The organism is Cellulomonas fimi ATCC 484, from assembly GCF_000212695.1.
GTDB classification, from domain to species: Bacteria; Actinomycetota; Actinomycetes; order Actinomycetales; family Cellulomonadaceae; genus Cellulomonas; species Cellulomonas fimi.
Map to the genome: position 1 here is coordinate 926396 of NC_015514.1, position 16050 is coordinate 942445.

A 16050-nucleotide genomic window follows, 5' to 3' on the forward strand; every position below is an offset into this window, starting at 1 on the left:
GTGCAGGGCGGCGGTCGGAGGACGGAGGTCCTCGGCGCCGTGGCGCCGAGACGGCAGGATCGGGGCATGACGACGGCGGACGGCGGGCGCGGTGTGGGCACGCCGGGCCGCGCGGGCGACGTCACGGGTGCCGAGCGGATCGTGCCGTTCGGCGACGACGCCCTGCTGGTGGAGCTACGGGACCTGGATGCGGTCCGTGCGCTCGACGACGCCGTGCGCGCCGCGCGCGAGGGCGGCGCGCTGACGGAGGTGGTCGACCAGGTCCCTGCCGCGCGGACGCTGCTGCTGCGCGTCGCCGCGCACACGGACCTCGCCACGCTCGCCGCCGACGTCGGCTCCCTCGTGCGGACGACCACGACCACCACCCCGGCCTCCACCCCGGCCTCCACGACGGCCGTCACCGTGCCGCGCGGTCGAGCGCCGCGCGACCCGGACGCCGCCGACCGGCTCGAGGTCGTGCGGCTGGACGTCGTGTACGACGGCGAGGACCTCGCGGAGGTGGCCGCGCTGACGGGGCTGACGCCCGAGGAGGTCGTGCGCCGCCACACCGCCGCGACGTACACGGTCGCGTTCGGCGGGTTCATGCCGGGCTTCGCCTACCTGGTCGGCCTCGACCCGGCGCTGCGCGTCCCGCGCCGGGACTCGCCGCGCCCCCGCGTGCCGGCGGGCGCGGTGGCGGTCGCGGACGAGTTCACGGCGGTCTACCCCACGGCGACGCCGGGCGGCTGGCGGCTGCTCGGGCGCTGCGACGCGGTGCTGTTCGACGTCGCACGCACTCCGCCGGCGCTGCTCGTGCCGGGCCGCCGGGTGCGGTTCGTCGCCGCGGGGCGTGCACGGTGACCGCGGAGCTCGAGGTCCTGCACCCGGGGCTGCAGACGCTCGTGCAGGACCTGGGCCGCCCGGGGTGGGCGCACGTCGGCGTCGGGCGCTGCGGCGCGGCGGACGCGGGCGCCCTGCGCCTGGCGAACCGCCTGGTCGGCAACGCGGAGGGTGCGGCGGGGCTCGAGGTGCTCATGGGCGGCCTCGGGGTGCGCCTGCGCGGTGCAGCGACGCTCGCGCTCGCGGGCGCGCCGGCCCCGGCGTGGCTGGACGACGTGCCGGTGGGTGCGCACGCGCCGCTCGAGGCGCGCGACGGTGCGGTGCTGCGGCTGGGCGCCCCGGCGCGGGGCCTGCGCACGTACGTCGCGGTGCGGGGCGGGCTGGACGTCGAGCCGGTGCTCGGGTCGCGGTCCACGGACCGGCTCGCGGGCCTCGGCCCGTCGCCGCTGGCGGCGGGCGACGTGCTGCCGGTGGGGCCGCCCCCGCAGGCCTGGCCGCCGGTCGACGTGGCGCCGGTGGGGCCGTGGCCCCGGGAGGTGGTCCTGCCGGTGGTGCCGGGCCCGCACGCGGACTGGTTCGTCGACGGCGTGGCGCGGCTGTGGGGTGGGTCCGCGGGGCGCGCCCGCGCGGTGCACGGGTACACGGCGAGCCCGGACTCGGACCGCGTCGCGGTGCGGCTCGACGGTCCGCGGGTCGTGCGGCTCGCGCGCCGGGAGGGGGCGGAGCTCGCGCCGGCGGGGCTGGTCCCGGGCGCGGTGCAGGTCCCGCCGGACGGTCGCCCGGTCGTGTTCGGGGTGGACCACCCGGTGACGGGCGGGTACCCGGTCGTCGCGGTCGTGCGGTCCGCGGCGCTCGGCCTGCTGGGCCAGGTGCGTCCGGGCGAGCACGTCCGGTTCGTCCGCGGGTGAGGCCTTCGCCGGGACGCTCCCGGACGGTGGGGCGAGGGCGACACGCCGACCGTCCCGGGACGGGGCGCAACGACACGCCGCGCGTCCGGGCGAAGTTCGCCACGCGTCGTCCGGCGAGGGCCCGGTGCGAAGGACCTTTGTCCCCGCCGGTGCCCGGGAGCCGGGCATAGAACTGGCACATCTGGCCCTCCGGGGACCCGGGCGCCACAACATGTGGTGGTCAGCGGCGAGGGCGCTCAGCACGAAGGGGAGCAGCGCACATGGCCGAGCAGGTCGTCGTGGATGTCGGGGCGTCGATCGACGAGTACCTGGACCGCCAGGACTGGCGCGTCAACGCCAACGCGAACCAGGGCTACTCGCTGGGCGGCCTCATCCTCAACACCGCCGGCAAGGTCGTCGCGAACTACTGGCTGAGCCACGTGTACCCGCCCGAGGTGGGCCGCGCCCACCGCGAGGGCGACCTGCACATCCACGACCTCGACATGCTGTCGGGCTACTGCGCGGGCTGGTCCCTGCGGACCCTGCTGCAGGAGGGCCTCAACGGGGTCCCCGGCAAGGTCGACGCGCTCCCGCCGAAGCACTTCGGCTCGGCGATCGGCCAGATCGTCAACTTCCTCGGCACGATGCAGAACGAGTGGGCGGGCGCGCAGGCGTTCTCGTCGTTCGACACGTACATGGCGCCCTACGTGCGCCTCGACCACCTCACGTACGAGCAGGTGCGGCAGGGCGTCCAGGAGCTCGTCTACAACCTCAACGTCCCCTCGCGCTGGGGCACGCAGACGCCGTTCACGAACCTCACGTTCGACTGGACGTGCCCGCAGGACCTGCGCGACCAGGTGCCGTTCGTCGCGGGCGAGCCGTGCGACTTCACGTACGGCGAGCTGCAGCACGAGATGGACCTCATCAACCGCGCGTACATCGAGGTCATGACGGAGGGCGACGCGAGCGGGCGCGTCTTCACGTTCCCGATCCCGACGTACAACATCACGCACGACTTCGACTGGGAGAGCCCGAACGCGGACCGGCTGTTCGCGATGACGGCGAAGTACGGGCTGCCGTACTTCCAGAACTTCCTCAACTCCGAGATGAACCCGGGCGACGTGCGCTCGATGTGCTGCCGCCTGCAGCTGGACCTGCGCGAGCTGCTCAAGCGCGGCAACGGCCTGTTCGGCTCCGCGGAGCAGACGGGCTCGCTCGGCGTCGTCACGATCAACTGCGCGCGCCTCGGCTTCCTCAACCCGGGCGACGAGCACGGCCTGTTCGACGCGCTGTCGGAGCTGCTGGACCTGGCGCGCACGTCCCTGGAGCTCAAGCGGACGGTCATCCAGAAGTACATCGACGAGGGCCTGTTCCCGTACACGAAGCGGTACCTCGGCACGCTCGACAACCACTTCTCGACGATCGGCGTCAACGGCCTCAACGAGATGGTCCGCAACTTCACGGGTGACGCCTACGACCTCACCGACCCGCGCGGGCACGGGCTCGTGGTGCGCGTGCTCGACTTCGTCCGGGCGCGGATGGTCCGCTACCAGGAGGAGACGGGGCACCTCTACAACCTGGAGGCGACGCCGGCCGAGGGCACGACGTACCGGTTCGCCAAGGAGGACCGCCGCCGGTTCCACGGCATCCTGCAGGCCGGCACCGACGACCACCCGTACTACACCAACTCCTCGCAGCTCCCGGTCGGCTTCACGGACGACCCGTTCGAGGCGCTGGCCCGGCAGGACGACCTGCAGACGCGGTACACGGGCGGGACGGTCCTGCACCTGTACATGAGCGAGCGCCTGTCGACGCCCGAGGCCGCGCGCGAGCTGGTCCGGCGGTCGCTGTCGACGTTCCGCCTGCCGTACCTCACGGTCACGCCGACGTTCTCCGTGTGCGCGCGGCACGGCTACCTGTCCGGCGAGCACCCGACGTGCCCGCGCTGCGCCGACGAGGGCCACGGCGAGGTCGCGTGCGAGGTGTGGACGCGCGTCATGGGCTACCACCGGCCCGTGAGCTCGTTCAACATCGGCAAGAAGGGCGAGCACGCGGAGCGCACGCCGTTCCAGGAGCGGGCGCTCGCCGGGCAGCCCGCCTGATGACGGACCGCACGACGGCGGCGGACGGGCTCGCGATCGCGGGCCTGACGCCGCTGTCGTCGTGCGACTGGCCCGGCAGGCTGGTGGCGACCGCGTTCCTCCAGGGCTGCCCGTGGCGGTGCACGTACTGCCACAACGCCGCGATCCTCGACCCGCGCACCCCGGGTGTCGTGCCCTGGTCCGACGTGCGCGACCTGCTGGACCGCCGGCGCGGGCTGCTCGACGGCGTCGTGTTCTCGGGCGGCGAGCCGACGCGCCAGGCCGGGCTCGTCGACGCGGCGCGGCAGGTGCGGGACGCGGGCTTCGCGGTCGGCCTGCACACCGGTGGCGCCTTCCCGCGGCGGCTCGAGGCGCTGCTCCCGTACGTCGACTGGGTGGGCTTCGACGTCAAGGCTCCCGCACACCTGTACCGGGCGATCACCCGCGCGGGCGGGCCCACGACGAGCGCGGACGCGGCGTTCGCGTCGCTGGGGCTCGTCCTGGAGTCGGGCGTGGACGTGCAGGTCCGCACGACGGTCGACCCGACCGTGCTCACGGCGACCGACGTCGAGGAGGTCGCGGCCCTCCTCGCGGACCTCGGCGTCGAGGACCACGTCCTGCAGGAGGTGCGCCCCGACGGCACGACGGACGCGTACCGGCAGGCGCTCGCCGCGTCCGGCGCGGTGCTCGGGGCGTAGACCCGGGAGTCGACCCGGGACGAGTCCCCCCGGCCGGGACGGGCCGCCCCTTCGGGCACACGTCCGTCCGGGTGACGATCCCCACGCCGCGTCGCCTCGTCCCCGTGCCGCCGGGAGTGTTTGAATCTCCGACGAGGGACGGGGGACCGGGTGCGGGTGACCAGCAGGGACGTCGGTGCGCGCACCGTGGTGCAGGTCGACGGGGAGGTCGACGTGTCCACGGCCGACGCGCTGCGCGAGTGCGTCCTGCAGCTGCTCGACCGGGACCGCACCGACCTGGTGGTCGACCTCGGCGGCGTGACGTTCATGGACTCCACAGGTCTTGGCGTGCTGGTGGGGACGCTCAAGAAGGCCCGCCTGCTCGGCGGCCGGCTGCAGCTCGTCATCTCGACCGAACGCGTCGAGCAGCTGTTCCGCATCACCGCCCTGCTGCCCGTGTTCACGGTCCACGCCAGCCTCGAGGCGGCGCTCGCGGACGACTCGGTCGCCTGAGCGGACGCGTGACGTCGACCGGCCGCACGGTCCCTCCACCGCGCGACCGGCCGGCGGGTCAGTGGGGCGGGTTGACGAGGTAGAGGACGGTGTCCTCGCCACGGACCTCGGAGCGCACGAGGAGCACCCACCGGTCGCCCGTCTGCACGTACCGGTTGTCGTCACCCAGGGCCGTCGGCTCGCCCGTGTCGGGGGCGCCGAGCAGCGCCGCCGCGGCCTCCAGCCGGTCGTCGGCCGCGACGGCGACCTCGACGTACCAGGTGCCGTCGTCGAGCAGCCGGCCGTCGACGAGGCGCCCGGGCACCAGCGGCACGTCGTCGGGGAAACCGGCGGGAACGCCCGCGACGGGAGTCCGGTCGGCGACGCGCACGGTCCACGGGCCCGCCGCCGACTCCACGGGTGCGGTGAGGGGGCCGTCGTCGGCCGCGACGTAGACCGCGTAGTCGCCCGGCGGCAGCAGGTCGCCGCCCGCACGGCCGGGCTGGTCGCACGTCCGCAGCGGGACGTCGAACGGTGCGGACGTCAGTGCCCCGTACGGCGCGACGGTCGAGCGGGCGGCGGTGTGCCGCGACGTCCCGACGACCCTGCCGTCGCGCACCAGCAGGACGCGGACGACGGTCGGCACGCCGTCCGACGCGACGGGTCCGGTGGACGTCGCGGTCCCCGACGTGTCCAGCCACAGCTCGACGGACTCGCCCACGGCGCGCGTGAGCGGCACGCCGTCCTCGGCCGCGTCGGGCGAGCCCGTCGCGAGGCCGTCGCCGCTGCGTGCCCCGAGGGCGAGGTGGTGGTCGGCGCCCACACCTGCGAGCGCGGCGGCGTCCGACCCGCACGTCCCCGTGGGCGCGTCCGCCCGTGCCGGCGGCAGCCCGCTCGAGTCGCGACCGGCCAGCTGCAGCCCGCCGAGGGCGACCGCACCCGCCGCGCCCACCCCGACGGCGCTGCGCGCGGCGTGCAGCGTGACCCGCCGTCGGCGCGCCCGGCTCCGGACCGTGACGAGGTCGAACGTCGGCGGCACGCCGGCGGGGGCGGAGTCCACGCGGTCGTGCAAGGTGGCGAACAGGTCGGTCATCGTCCCTCCCGGGTGCTCACGAGCTCGATGTCGGTGGTGCGCGCGGCGTGCAGCGGGCCGAGGAGCGGCTCGAGCGCGTCGATCGCGTCGGACAGGTAGCGCTTGACGGTGCCGTCGGCGAGGCCGAGGCGGCGGGCGATCTCCGGGACCGTGAGGTCGTCGTAGAAGCGCAGGACGACGGTCGCGCGCAGCCGGGGCGCCAGCGTCGCGAGCGCGGCCTCGACGCTCGCGCGCTCGACGGCCGCCTGCTCCGGCGACTCCTCGACGTCGTGCCGCGCGACGAGGTGCCGCACCGCGCTCCACCGCGAGCGCTGCCGGTGCCCGTCGAGGAACACCGACAGCACCGCGCGGCGCACGTACGCCTCGGCGGCGACCGCGTCCCGCAGCGGCCTGGTCTGCCCGAAGCAGCGGACCAGCGCCTCCTGCACGAGGTCCTCCGCCTCGCGCCGGTCGCCGGTCAGCAGCGTCGCGTACCGCACGAGCGCGTGCCCCCGCACCTGCACGAGGTCGTCGAGCACCTGCTCCCACGCCGCCATCGGCCCTCCCGTCCTGTGTCGTCATGGTCCAGGACGTCGGCGGGGTGCGGAACGTTGGGTACGTCGTCCGGGCGCGTGCGGGCGGGGGCGCCCAGGCGGCCGTCAGTCGGGACCTGGGACGGCGCGCGCGTACCGTGCGGCGAGCACACGCAGGTGCTCGACGAGGCCGGCCGGCTCCTCGACGTGGAAGTCGAGCCCGAGCATGCCGATCCAGACGGCGACGACCTCGACGCTGTCGCCTCCGGTGACGAGCACGCAACGCCCGTCGGGCAGGGGCTCGACCGTGCCGACGGTCGGGTTGATGCGCGCGAGCACCTCGTCGGCGGGCGCGTCGACCGTGATGCGTGCGTGCACGGCCCACCCGGTCCGCGCGACCTCACGGACGGTGAACTCGGTCGGGTCGCCCGGGAACGCCACCGGCACGAAGCGGCGGCCGCCCGGGGCGCGCAGGTGCAGCCAGTCGACGCGGTAGGGCGCCCAGCGGCCGGTGGCGGGGTCGCGGGCGACGAGGAACCACCGCCGCTGCCAGGCGACGAGGCGGTACGGCTCGATCTCGACGGGCTCGTCGCAGTAGTGCGCGCGCAGGCCGTGGTGGTCGCGGATCGCGTCGGCGAGCGCGGCGAGCGTGCCGGCGTCGACGGGCGGGTCCTCGACGTTGGAGTCCGTGTTCTCCGGGCCGCTGTCGCTCGCGTCGCGGATCGCGGCGAGGCGACGGCGCAGCCGGTCGGGCAGGACCTGCTCGAGCTTCGCCAGCGCGGTCCGCGCGGGCTCCTCGAACCCGGCGGTCGCGGCGGTGCGGCGCAGCCCGACGGCCACCGCGACGGCCTCGGCGTCGTCGAGGAGCAGCGGGGGCAGCCGGGCGCCCGCGCCGAGCCGGTACCGGCCACCGGGGCCGCGGACGGCGTCCACGGGGTACCCGAGCTCGCGGAGCCGCGCGACGTCGTTGCGCACGGTCCGGTCGGTGACGCCCAGGCGGTCGGCGAGCTCGCCGCCCGACCAGTCGGGGCGGGACTGCAGCAGCCCGAGCAGCGTGAGCAGACGGGCGGACGTCGAGGCCATGCGGCCCTCCGGGACGGGCGTCGAGAACGCGCGGGACCCGTCGACCATAACGGAAAGAACCGTTCCTGAACCGCCCATAGCGTGAGGTCATCGAGCCGGACGCACCGCTCCGCTCACGAACCCGGGAGAAGCGCCATGACCGCCACCACGCCGCTCACCGTCCGCCCCTTCGCCGTCGACGTCCCGCAGGCCGACCTGGACGACCTGCGCGACCGGCTCGCCCGCACCCGGTTCGCCCCCGCCGCGCCCGACGACTCCTGGGAGTACGGCACGCCGCAGTCCTACCTGCGGGACATGGTGCAGCGCTGGACGACGTTCGACTGGCGAGCGGTCGAGGAGCGCGTCAACGCGTACCCCGGCTTCGTCACCGAGATCGACGGCCAGCCGCTGCACTTCCTGCACGTCCGCTCGGCGCACGCCGACGCCACGCCGCTGCTCCTCGCGCACACCTACCCCGGTTCGGTCCTCGACTTCCTCGACATGGTCGAGCCGCTCGTCGACCCCGTCGCGCACGGCGGGCGGCCGCAGGACGCGTTCCACCTCGTCATCCCGTCGATGCCCGGGTTCGGCTTCTCGACGCCGCTGGTCGGGGCGGGCTGGACCATGGCCCGCGTCGCGCGCACCTACGACACCCTCATGCGCGGGCTCGGCTACGACTCCTACGGGATCCACGGCAGCGACGGCGGCGCGATGGTCGGGCGCGAGCTCGCGGTCCTCGACCCCGAGGGCTTCCGCGGCGCGCACGTCCTCCAGCTCTTCTCGTTCCCCTCCGGTGCGCCGGGTGAGATGGACGGCTTCGGGCCGAAGGAGTACGCGGCCCTGGCGCACATGCAGTGGTTCCAGTCCGTCGGCGGGTACAACGCGATGAACGCCTCCCGCCCGCAGACCGTCGGCGCCGGCCTCGCCGACTCGCCCGTCGCGACCCTGGCGTACCACGAGCTGTTCGAGAGCTTCGGCAACGGCACCTCGCTCGTGACGCCCGAGCAGGTGCTCGCGCAGGCGTCGCTCTACTGGCTGACGAACACCTACGCGACCGCGGCGCGGTACCACTACGCCGAGCAGCGGTCGGGCGTCGAGCCCGTCGTCAGCACCGGTCGCCTCGGTGTCGCCGTCTTCAGGGACGACTTCCAGACGATCCGCAGCCTCGCCGAGCGGGACAACGCCCGCATCGAGCACTGGACCGAGCACCCGCGCGGCGGGCACTACGCCGCGCTCGAGGTCCCGCTCGACGTCGTCGCCGACCTGCGGGTGTTCTTCGGCTGACGCGCTCCGCGCACCGCAGCCCGCGACAGGCTCGTCGCGGGCTGCGTCGTCGTCCTCCGTCACGGACAAGCACGAACCGGGGAGGCGGAGCGTTGGTCGTCGCGCCACCGGCCGGCCGTCACCCCCGCGTCGCGCCCCCGTCGCGTCCCGGTGCGATCCAGGTCACATCGCCTGGCTAGACTCTGCGGGTCCGGCGGCAACGGGGCCGCGGGCAGGCACGGTCAGGGGGAGCGTGCCGGGCACCATCCGGGGAGGATGCATGGTCGAGCTCGGTTCGACGAGCCTCACGATCGTCTCTGTCATCGCGGCGGTCGCCGTCGCCGCCCTGATCGTCGCAGCCGTGCTGCGCCGGCAGGTGCTGGCGGCCGGTGAAGGCACGGCGTCCATGCGCGAGATCGCGCGCGCGGTCCAGGAAGGGGCGTCGGCGTACCTGAGCCGGCAGTTCCGCACCCTGGCCATCTTCGCGGTCGTCGTCTGCGCCCTGCTGTTCCTGCTGCCGGGAGACAGCGGCGTCAAGGTCGGGCGGTCGATCTTCTTCCTGGTCGGCGCACTGTTCTCCGCCGCCATCGGGTTCCTCGGCATGTGGCTCGCCACGCGCGCGAACCTGCGGGTCGCCGCCGCCGCGTCGCTCCCGGGCGGACGCGCCGAGGGCGCGCGCATCGCGTTCCGCACGGGCGGCGTCGTCGGCATGAGCGTCGTCGGGCTCGGCCTGCTCGGTGCGGCCGCCGTCGTGCTGCTGTACCGCGGCGAGGCGCCCGGCGTGCTCGAAGGCTTCGGGTTCGGTGCCGCGCTGCTCGCGATGTTCATGCGCGTCGGCGGCGGCATCTTCACCAAGGCGGCCGACGTGGGCGCCGACCTCGTCGGCAAGGTCGAGCAGGGCATCCCCGAGGACGACCCGCGCAACGCCGCGACCATCGCCGACAACGTCGGCGACAACGTGGGCGACTGCGCCGGCATGGCGGCCGACCTGTTCGAGTCGTACGCGGTGACCCTGGTCGCCGCGCTCATCCTCGGCAAGGCGGCGTTCGGCGAGCACGGGCTCGTCTTCCCCCTCGTCGTCACGACCGTCGGTGCGCTCGTCGCGGCCCTCGGCGTCGCGATCACGCGCGTCCGCGGCAACGAGAGCGGCCTCACCGCGATCAACCGCGGCTTCTACATCTCCGCGCTCGTCGGCGTGGCGCTCGCGGCCGTCGCCGCGTTCACCTACCTGCCGTCGTCCTTCTCCGACTTCTCCGGCGGCACGGCCGGGCTGGAGACGCACGACGGCGACCCGCGCCTCATCGCGTCGGGGGCCGTCGCCATCGGCGTCGTGCTCGCGGGCATCATCCTGTGGGTCACCGGCTACTTCACGGGGACGACGAGCAAGCCGACCCTGCACGTCGCGAAGACGACCCTCACGGGCGCGGCGACCGTCGTGCTCTCCGGCATCGGCGTCGGGTTCGAGTCCGCGGTCTACACCGCCGGCATCATCGCCGCCGCGATCTGCGCGGTGTTCCTCATCGCCGGGGGCAACGTCGCCCTCGCGCTGTTCCTCATCGCGCTCGCCGGCTGCGGGCTCCTCACGACCGTCGGCGTGATCGTCGCGATGGACACGTTCGGGCCCGTGAGCGACAACGCGCAGGGCATCGCCGAGATGTCCGGCGACGTCACGCCCGAGGGTGCGCAGATCCTCACCGACCTCGACGCCGTCGGGAACACCACCAAGGCCGTCACGAAGGGCATCGCGATCGCGACCGCCGTGCTCGCGGCGACCGCGCTGTTCGGGTCCTACGCGGACGCCGTGCGGATCGCGCTCAACGACATCTCCGGGTCGGTCGGCGACGACATCGTCGCCGCGATGCTGTCCTACGACATCATCAGCCCGGTCACGCTCGTCGGCGTGATCCTCGGCGGCGCGACCGTGTTCCTCTTCTCGGGTCTCGCGATCGACGCCGTGACCCGTGCGGCCGGGGCGATCGTCTTCGAGGTCCGCCGCCAGTTCCGCGACAACCCCGGGATCATGACGGGCGAGACGCGGCCGGAGTACGGCCGGGTCGTCGACATCTGCACCCGGGACTCGCTGCGCGAGCTCGCCACCCCCGGCCTGCTCGCGGCGTTCGCCCCCATCGCCGTCGGGTTCGGCCTCGGCGTCGGCCCGCTCGCCGGGTTCCTCGCGGGAGCGATCGGCACCGGCGTCCTCATGGCCGTGTTCCTCGCGAACGCCGGCGGGACGTGGGACAACGCGAAGAAGATCGTCGAGGACGGGCACTACGGCGGCAAGGGCTCCGACGCGCACGCCGCCGCCGTCATCGGCGACACCGTCGGCGACCCGTTCAAGGACACCGCGGGCCCGGCGATCAACCCGCTCATCAAGGTGATGAACCTCGTCTCCGTGCTCATCGCACCGGCCGTGGTCGTCATCTCCGTCGGGGACGACGCCAACCACGCGGTCCGGCTGGCGATCGCGGTCGTCGCCGCGGGCATCGCGTTCGGCGCGGTCATCGCGTCCCGGCTGCGGGCCGCGCGGGTCGACCGCGAGGAGTCCGTCGCGCACGAGGCGGAGCGCGCCCTGGCCGGCTGAGCGCACACGCCGACGTCACGCCGCCCGTCCCCGGTCCGCCGCGGACGGGCGGCGTCGTCGTGCGAGGGCCGGGCGGACGGTGCGCACGGGGGCGGGAGCTGCGGGCTCGGCGGGCGGTGCGCTCGGGAGGCGTCGGCCGCGCGCCCGGCGGGCGCGTCAGGACGGCGGAGGTGCCGTCGACTCGCGGACGACGAGCTCCGGCTCGATCACGACGCGGTGACGCGGACGCCCCGGGTCGCGCAGGCGGGCCACGAGCAGCTCGACGGCAGCCCGACCCACCGCGCCCCGCGGGGGCCGCACCGCGGTGAGCGCCGGCGCCGCGAGCGCGGCCACCTCGTCGTCGTAGGCCACGACCGACAGGTCCTGCGGGACGCGGAGGCCCCGCTCCTGGCAGCGGTCCACCAGCGCCATCGCCTCGGGGTCGGAGTGCACGAGCACCGCGGTCGTGCCGGAGGCGGCGCACGCGTCGAGGAGCGCGTCGATCACGGCACGCCGGTCGGGGTCGTGCGGCCCGGCGCCCGAGACGGCGGGGGTGCCGTCGGTCGGCAGGCCCAGACCGGTGCACGCGTCGAGCCAGCCGCGCCGGACGTGCGGGGTCGTGGGGCTTCCGGGGGTGCACAGCAGGCCGACCCGGCGGTGGCCGAGCCCGGCGAGGTGGTGAACGGCCGTGCGCGCGCCGAGGGCGTGGTCCGAGACGACCGACTCGACGGCGGCGTCGGGCGCCGTGCGTTCGAGGAGCACGACCGGCGCCGGCTGACCCAGCAGCAGCGCCAGCAGCGCCGCGCTCTCGGAGGCCGTCGCGTCGCCGGTGCCCGTGCCCGTGCGGGGGCCCGTGCCCGTGCCAGGGCCGGGGGCGGCGGGGTCGCCGAGGTGGGGGGCGACGAGCAGGCCGTCGACGCCGCCGTGCTCGACGAGCCACCGCACCTGCCGGGCGTCCTCCGCCGCGTCGTAGGTCGAGCCGCGCAGCACGAGCCGGGCGCCGGTGCGGACGGCGGCGTCGCGCGCGCCGTGCAGCACGCCGGGCCAGTAGTAGTCGAGCGACGGGACGACGACACCGAGCGTCGGACCGCCCGTCGCCGTCGTGTGCGGGGACCGCTCCACGGCACGCCCGACGTCGCCCGCGGCGTCGTCGGGCCGGTCGAGCGTCACCCCGCCGTGGACGCGGTGGACCAGCCCCTCGCCGGCGAGGCGCGTGACGTCGCGGCGTGCGGTGACGGGCGTGACGTCGAGGCGCGCCGCGAGGTCGGTGACGCGCACGGTGCCCTCGTGCCGCAGGATCGCGAGGATCTCGTCGCGGCGCGACGACGGCAGCGGTGCACGGGCGGTGCTGCGGACCGGGCCCTCGCTGGGTTCGGACATGGCGCCCTCTCTCGATGATCGAAACTGATCGTATCCCGCCCGCCGACGGCGTTGACGTGATCGAGTCTGCGCGTTTGGATCGAACAGCACCTGGAACGACCGATCGACGGCGATCGTGCGCGACGCGCGTGGACCGTCCGGAGGAGCCGCGCGTGGCCCAGCCCCACCGTCCCGAGGCCCTGCTCGTCATGGACCCCGGCACGTTCGCCCTGCAGTTCCCCGCACCTGCGCGCGAGCGCCTGCAGCACCTGGCCCGCACCGGCCGGCCGCTGTGCGTGTCCGAGCTCGACAGCGCCCCGGCCCGACGCCGGATCGCCGAGGCCGAGGTGCTCCTGACGTCGTGGGGCGCCCCGACCCTGACGCCCGAGCGCGTCGCGGCCGCCCCGCGCCTGCGCGCGGTCCTGCACTGCGCGGGCTCGGTGCGCGGCCTCGTGAGCGACGCCGTCTGGGAGCGGGACCTGCTCGTCACGTCCGCCGCCGACGCGAACGCCCGGCCCGTCGCCGAGTTCACGCTCGCCGCGATCATCTTCGCGGGCAAGCGCGCGCCGTTCCTCGCAGCGACGGCCCGCACGCGGCGCGACGACTGGTCGTTCGGGGAGCTCGGCGACCTGTCCAACCGCGGCCGGACCGTCGGGATCGTCGGCTTCTCGCGGATCGGCCGCCGCGTCGTCGAGCTCCTCCGTGTGCTCGAGACGGCTGCGGTGCTGGTCGCCGACCCGGTCGCGGACCCGGCCGACATCGCGGCGGCGGGCGCCGAGCACGTCAGCCTCGACGAGCTGCTGCGCCGCAGCGACGTCGTCTCCCTGCACGCGCCCGCCCTGCCCGCCACGCACCACCTCCTCGGTGCGGCGCAGCTCGCCCTCCTGCGCGACGGCGCGACGCTCGTCAACACCGCACGGGGGTCGCTCGTCGACACCGCCGCCCTCGAGACCGAGTGCGCCGCGGGGCGCCTCGACGCGGTCCTCGACGTCACCGACCCGGAGCCGCTGCCGCCGACGTCGGTCCTGCACGACCTGCCGAACGTCATGCTCACGCCCCACGTCGCGGGGTCGCTCGGCTCGGAGACGCAGCGCATGAGCGACCAGGCCCTCGACGAGCTCGAGCGGTACGTGCACGGTCTGCCCCCGATCGCCCCCGTCACCCGTGCCCGGCTGGAGGTCCTCGCGTGACCGGCGTCGGGCCCCGCACGAACCCGCCGACGGCGGTCCGGACCCGCGAGGACTGGGCCGCTCTCGCGGACCGGCTCCTGCTGGGGGTGCGGCCGTACCGCTCGCCCGGTGGTGCGCTCGTGACGCTGCCCGGGGCGCCCGGGGGGTACGGGACCGCCGTCGACGGGCTGGAGGGCTTCGCGCGCACGTTCCTGCTGGCCGGGTTCCGGCTGGCCGGGGAGCGGGGTGAGGACCCCCTCGGGCTCGCGGAGCGCTACGCGGCCGGCCTCGCCGCCGGGACCGACCCGTCGTCGCCCGAGCGCTGGACCCGCCCCGACGAGCACGGGCAGGCGAAGGTCGAGGCGGCCTCGCTCGCGCTCATCCTCGACCTCACCCGCCCGTGGATCTGGGACCGGCTCGACGACGGGGTGCAGCAGCGCGTCGTCGAGTACCTCGCCCCCGTCGTCGGTGACGAGGACTACCCGCGCACGAACTGGCTGTGGTTCCGGGTCGTGGTGGAGACCTTCCTGCGCTCGGTCGGCGGGCCCTGGTCCGCGGACGACGTCGAGGCGGACCTCGCGCGGCACGAGTCGTTCGTCCACGCCGACGGCTGGTACTCCGACGGAGCGGGCCGAGGGTTCGACCACTACGTGGGCTGGGCGCTGCACCTCTACCCCGTCCTGTGGGCACGGATGCAGGGCGCCGCCGACCTCGCCGCGCACCGCCGGGACACCGACGTCGCACGCCTGGACCGCTTCCTGCAGGACGCGGTCCGGCTCGTCGGCGCGGACGGCGGACCCCTCGTGCAGGGGCGCAGCCTGACCTACCGGTTCGCCGCCGCCGCACCGTTCTGGGCGGGCGCGCTGGCCGGGGTCCCCAGCACGCCGCCGGGACTGCTGCGGCGTGCCGCGTCGTCGGTCGTCGGCCACTTCGTCGAGCGCGGTGCGCCGGGCGACGACGACCTCCTGACGCTCGGCTGGCACGGGCCGTGGCGCCCGCTCGCGCAGCGGTACTCCGGCACCGGGTCGCCGTACTGGGCGTCGAAGGGCCTGCTGGGGCTGGCGCTCCCCGCGGACCACCCCGTCTGGACGACGCCCGAGGAGCCGCTGCCCGTCGAGCGGGCCGACCAGTTCGTCGCCGTCACCGCGCCGGGGTGGGTGGTGTCCGGGACCGTGGCCGACGGCGTCGTGCGCGTCGTCAACCACGGCACCGACCACGCCGAGCCCGGCGCCGACACCGGCGACTCCCCGCTGTACGCGCGCCTCGGGTACTCCACCGCGACCGCGCCGCTGCTCGACGCCGACGCGTGGCGCTCGCCGCTCGACCAGTCCGTCGTGCTCCTCGACGACGCCGGCCGTGCGACCCACCGCACGGGCATGACCCTGCTCGGCGCGCGCGTCGAGCGGTCCGGCACCGCGGCGCGGCCCGTGGACGTCGGCGTCGCCGCGTCGCGCGCGCACGCCCACTGGGTCGACGTCGACCCGGCCGCCGAGGCGCACGGCTCCGGCCTGCAGGGTGTTGCCGTCCCGGCGGGCGTGGTGCGCACCGTGTCGCTCGTGCGCGGCGCATGGGAGGTGCGGTGCGTGCGCGTCGAGGACCTCACGGCGGAGCGTCGCGTCGTCGCGCTGCGCTGCGGCGGGTGGCCGGTGGCGGGCGCAGCGGCGGTCGGGGGCGCGCACCCGGGCGCCGCGCGGGTCGTCGCCGACGGCCTGACGAGCACGGTGGTCGCGCTCGCCGGCGACGACGCCGGGCAGGCCGTCCGCGCGGGCGTCCACGAGGCGTCCGACGCGAGCCCTCTCGGCGCCCGCGCCGCCGTCCCGTGGTTGTCCGTGCCCGCCCGCCCCGGCCGCTGGTGGGTCGTCGCGGTCGGTCTCGAGGGCACGGTCCGCACCGACGGCCCGGCCCCCACCGACGGCGACGGCCCCACGGCCGGCACCGCCCCGGCCGCCGGCACGACCCCGGTCGACGGCGCGAACCCCGGGGAAGGTGCCACGCCGACCGCGGACCTCGTCGCGGACCGCGTCGTGGTGACCTGGCCGGACGGCGCGCGCACGGTGCACGCGCTGTGACGGCGAC

At 75.5% G+C, this 16050-nt stretch carries 13 protein-coding genes; 9 read left to right on the forward strand and 4 right to left on the reverse strand.

Features of this window, described 5'->3' with window-relative positions; translation table 11 throughout:
* Positions 1-66 precede the first annotated feature (66 nt).
* From CELF_RS04260 to CELF_RS04280, 5 genes are all read left to right on the forward strand, one after another.
* Entirely contained in the window at positions 67-840 is a 774-nt protein-coding gene (locus tag CELF_RS04260) for a 5-oxoprolinase subunit B family protein (protein ID WP_013770013.1), read from the forward strand.
* Entirely contained in the window at positions 837-1727 is an 891-nt protein-coding gene (locus tag CELF_RS04265) for a 5-oxoprolinase subunit C family protein (protein WP_013770014.1), read from the forward strand. Before CELF_RS04260 ends, CELF_RS04265 begins: the two co-directional genes overlap by 4 nt.
* Positions 1728-1987: 260 nt before the next feature.
* On the forward strand, positions 1988-3808 hold the full coding sequence (locus tag CELF_RS04270; RefSeq protein ID WP_013770015.1) for a ribonucleoside triphosphate reductase: 1821 nt from the start codon (positions 1988-1990) through the stop codon (positions 3806-3808).
* Positions 3808-4485, forward strand: coding sequence for an anaerobic ribonucleoside-triphosphate reductase activating protein (locus CELF_RS04275; protein WP_013770016.1), 678 nt, complete (start codon positions 3808-3810; stop codon positions 4483-4485). The genes CELF_RS04270 and CELF_RS04275 overlap by 1 nt, the downstream gene beginning before the upstream one ends.
* 156 nt (positions 4486-4641) lie before the next feature.
* Positions 4642-4977 (forward strand): STAS domain-containing protein, encoded by a 336-nt coding sequence (locus CELF_RS04280; protein WP_269471693.1) that lies wholly within the window; start codon positions 4642-4644, stop codon positions 4975-4977.
* 58 nt (positions 4978-5035) lie between these two features.
* Here the strand turns inward: CELF_RS04280 and CELF_RS04285 are convergent, their stop codons facing one another.
* From CELF_RS04285 to CELF_RS04295, 3 genes are all read right to left on the reverse strand, one after another.
* On the reverse strand, positions 5036-6049 hold the full coding sequence (locus CELF_RS04285; RefSeq protein WP_013770018.1) for a hypothetical protein: 1014 nt from the start codon (positions 6047-6049) through the stop codon (positions 5036-5038).
* Complete coding sequence (locus CELF_RS04290) at positions 6046-6585, reverse strand: RNA polymerase sigma factor (protein WP_013770019.1); 540 nt, start codon at positions 6583-6585, stop codon at positions 6046-6048. Before CELF_RS04290 ends, CELF_RS04285 begins: the two co-directional genes overlap by 4 nt.
* A 102-nt stretch (positions 6586-6687) precedes the next feature.
* Positions 6688-7644 (reverse strand): helix-turn-helix transcriptional regulator, encoded by a 957-nt coding sequence (locus CELF_RS04295; protein WP_013770020.1) that lies wholly within the window; start codon positions 7642-7644, stop codon positions 6688-6690.
* 135 nt (positions 7645-7779) lie between these two features.
* On the opposite strand from CELF_RS04295, the gene CELF_RS04300 reads away from it, so the two are divergent.
* Both CELF_RS04300 and CELF_RS04305 read left to right on the forward strand, forming a co-directional pair.
* Positions 7780-8907: an epoxide hydrolase family protein gene (locus CELF_RS04300; protein WP_013770021.1), complete on the forward strand. Its 1128-nt coding sequence runs from the start codon at positions 7780-7782 to the stop codon at positions 8905-8907.
* 259 nt (positions 8908-9166) lie between these two features.
* A complete protein-coding gene (locus tag CELF_RS04305; RefSeq protein ID WP_013770022.1) occupies positions 9167-11467 on the forward strand; it encodes a sodium-translocating pyrophosphatase in 2301 nt (766 codons plus the stop codon).
* Positions 11468-11623: 156 nt separating this feature from the next.
* Here the strand turns inward: CELF_RS04305 and CELF_RS04310 are convergent, their stop codons facing one another.
* Complete coding sequence (locus CELF_RS04310; protein WP_013770023.1) at positions 11624-12826, reverse strand: substrate-binding domain-containing protein; 1203 nt, start codon at positions 12824-12826, stop codon at positions 11624-11626.
* A 152-nt stretch (positions 12827-12978) separates the two neighbouring features.
* On the opposite strand from CELF_RS04310, the gene CELF_RS04315 reads away from it, so the two are divergent.
* Both CELF_RS04315 and CELF_RS04320 read left to right on the forward strand, forming a co-directional pair.
* On the forward strand, positions 12979-13995 hold the full coding sequence (locus CELF_RS04315) for a hydroxyacid dehydrogenase (protein ID WP_013770024.1): 1017 nt from the start codon (positions 12979-12981) through the stop codon (positions 13993-13995).
* On the forward strand, positions 13992-16043 hold the full coding sequence (locus CELF_RS04320) for a DUF2264 domain-containing protein (protein ID WP_013770025.1): 2052 nt from the start codon (positions 13992-13994) through the stop codon (positions 16041-16043). The genes CELF_RS04315 and CELF_RS04320 overlap by 4 nt, the downstream gene beginning before the upstream one ends.
* Positions 16044-16050: the final 7 nt, after the last annotated feature.

Excerpts from the sequence above, each read along its gene's own strand:
- CELF_RS04260 (WP_013770013.1), top strand. The coding sequence starts at position 67 with ATGACGACGGCGGACGGCGGGCGCGGTGTGGGCACGCCGGGCCGCGCG.
- CELF_RS04270 (WP_013770015.1), top strand. The coding sequence starts at position 1,988 with ATGGCCGAGCAGGTCGTCGTGGATGTCGGGGCGTCGATCGACGAGTAC.
- CELF_RS04275 (WP_013770016.1), top strand. The coding sequence starts at position 3,808 with ATGACGGACCGCACGACGGCGGCGGACGGGCTCGCGATCGCGGGCCTG.
- CELF_RS04285 (WP_013770018.1), bottom strand. The coding sequence starts at position 6,049 with ATGACCGACCTGTTCGCCACCTTGCACGACCGCGTGGACTCCGCCCCC.
- CELF_RS04290 (WP_013770019.1), bottom strand. The coding sequence starts at position 6,585 with ATGGCGGCGTGGGAGCAGGTGCTCGACGACCTCGTGCAGGTGCGGGGG.
- CELF_RS04295 (WP_013770020.1), bottom strand. The coding sequence starts at position 7,644 with ATGGCCTCGACGTCCGCCCGTCTGCTCACGCTGCTCGGGCTGCTGCAG.
- CELF_RS04300 (WP_013770021.1), top strand. The coding sequence starts at position 7,780 with ATGACCGCCACCACGCCGCTCACCGTCCGCCCCTTCGCCGTCGACGTC.
- CELF_RS04305 (WP_013770022.1), top strand. The coding sequence starts at position 9,167 with ATGGTCGAGCTCGGTTCGACGAGCCTCACGATCGTCTCTGTCATCGCG.
- CELF_RS04310 (WP_013770023.1), bottom strand. The coding sequence starts at position 12,826 with ATGTCCGAACCCAGCGAGGGCCCGGTCCGCAGCACCGCCCGTGCACCG.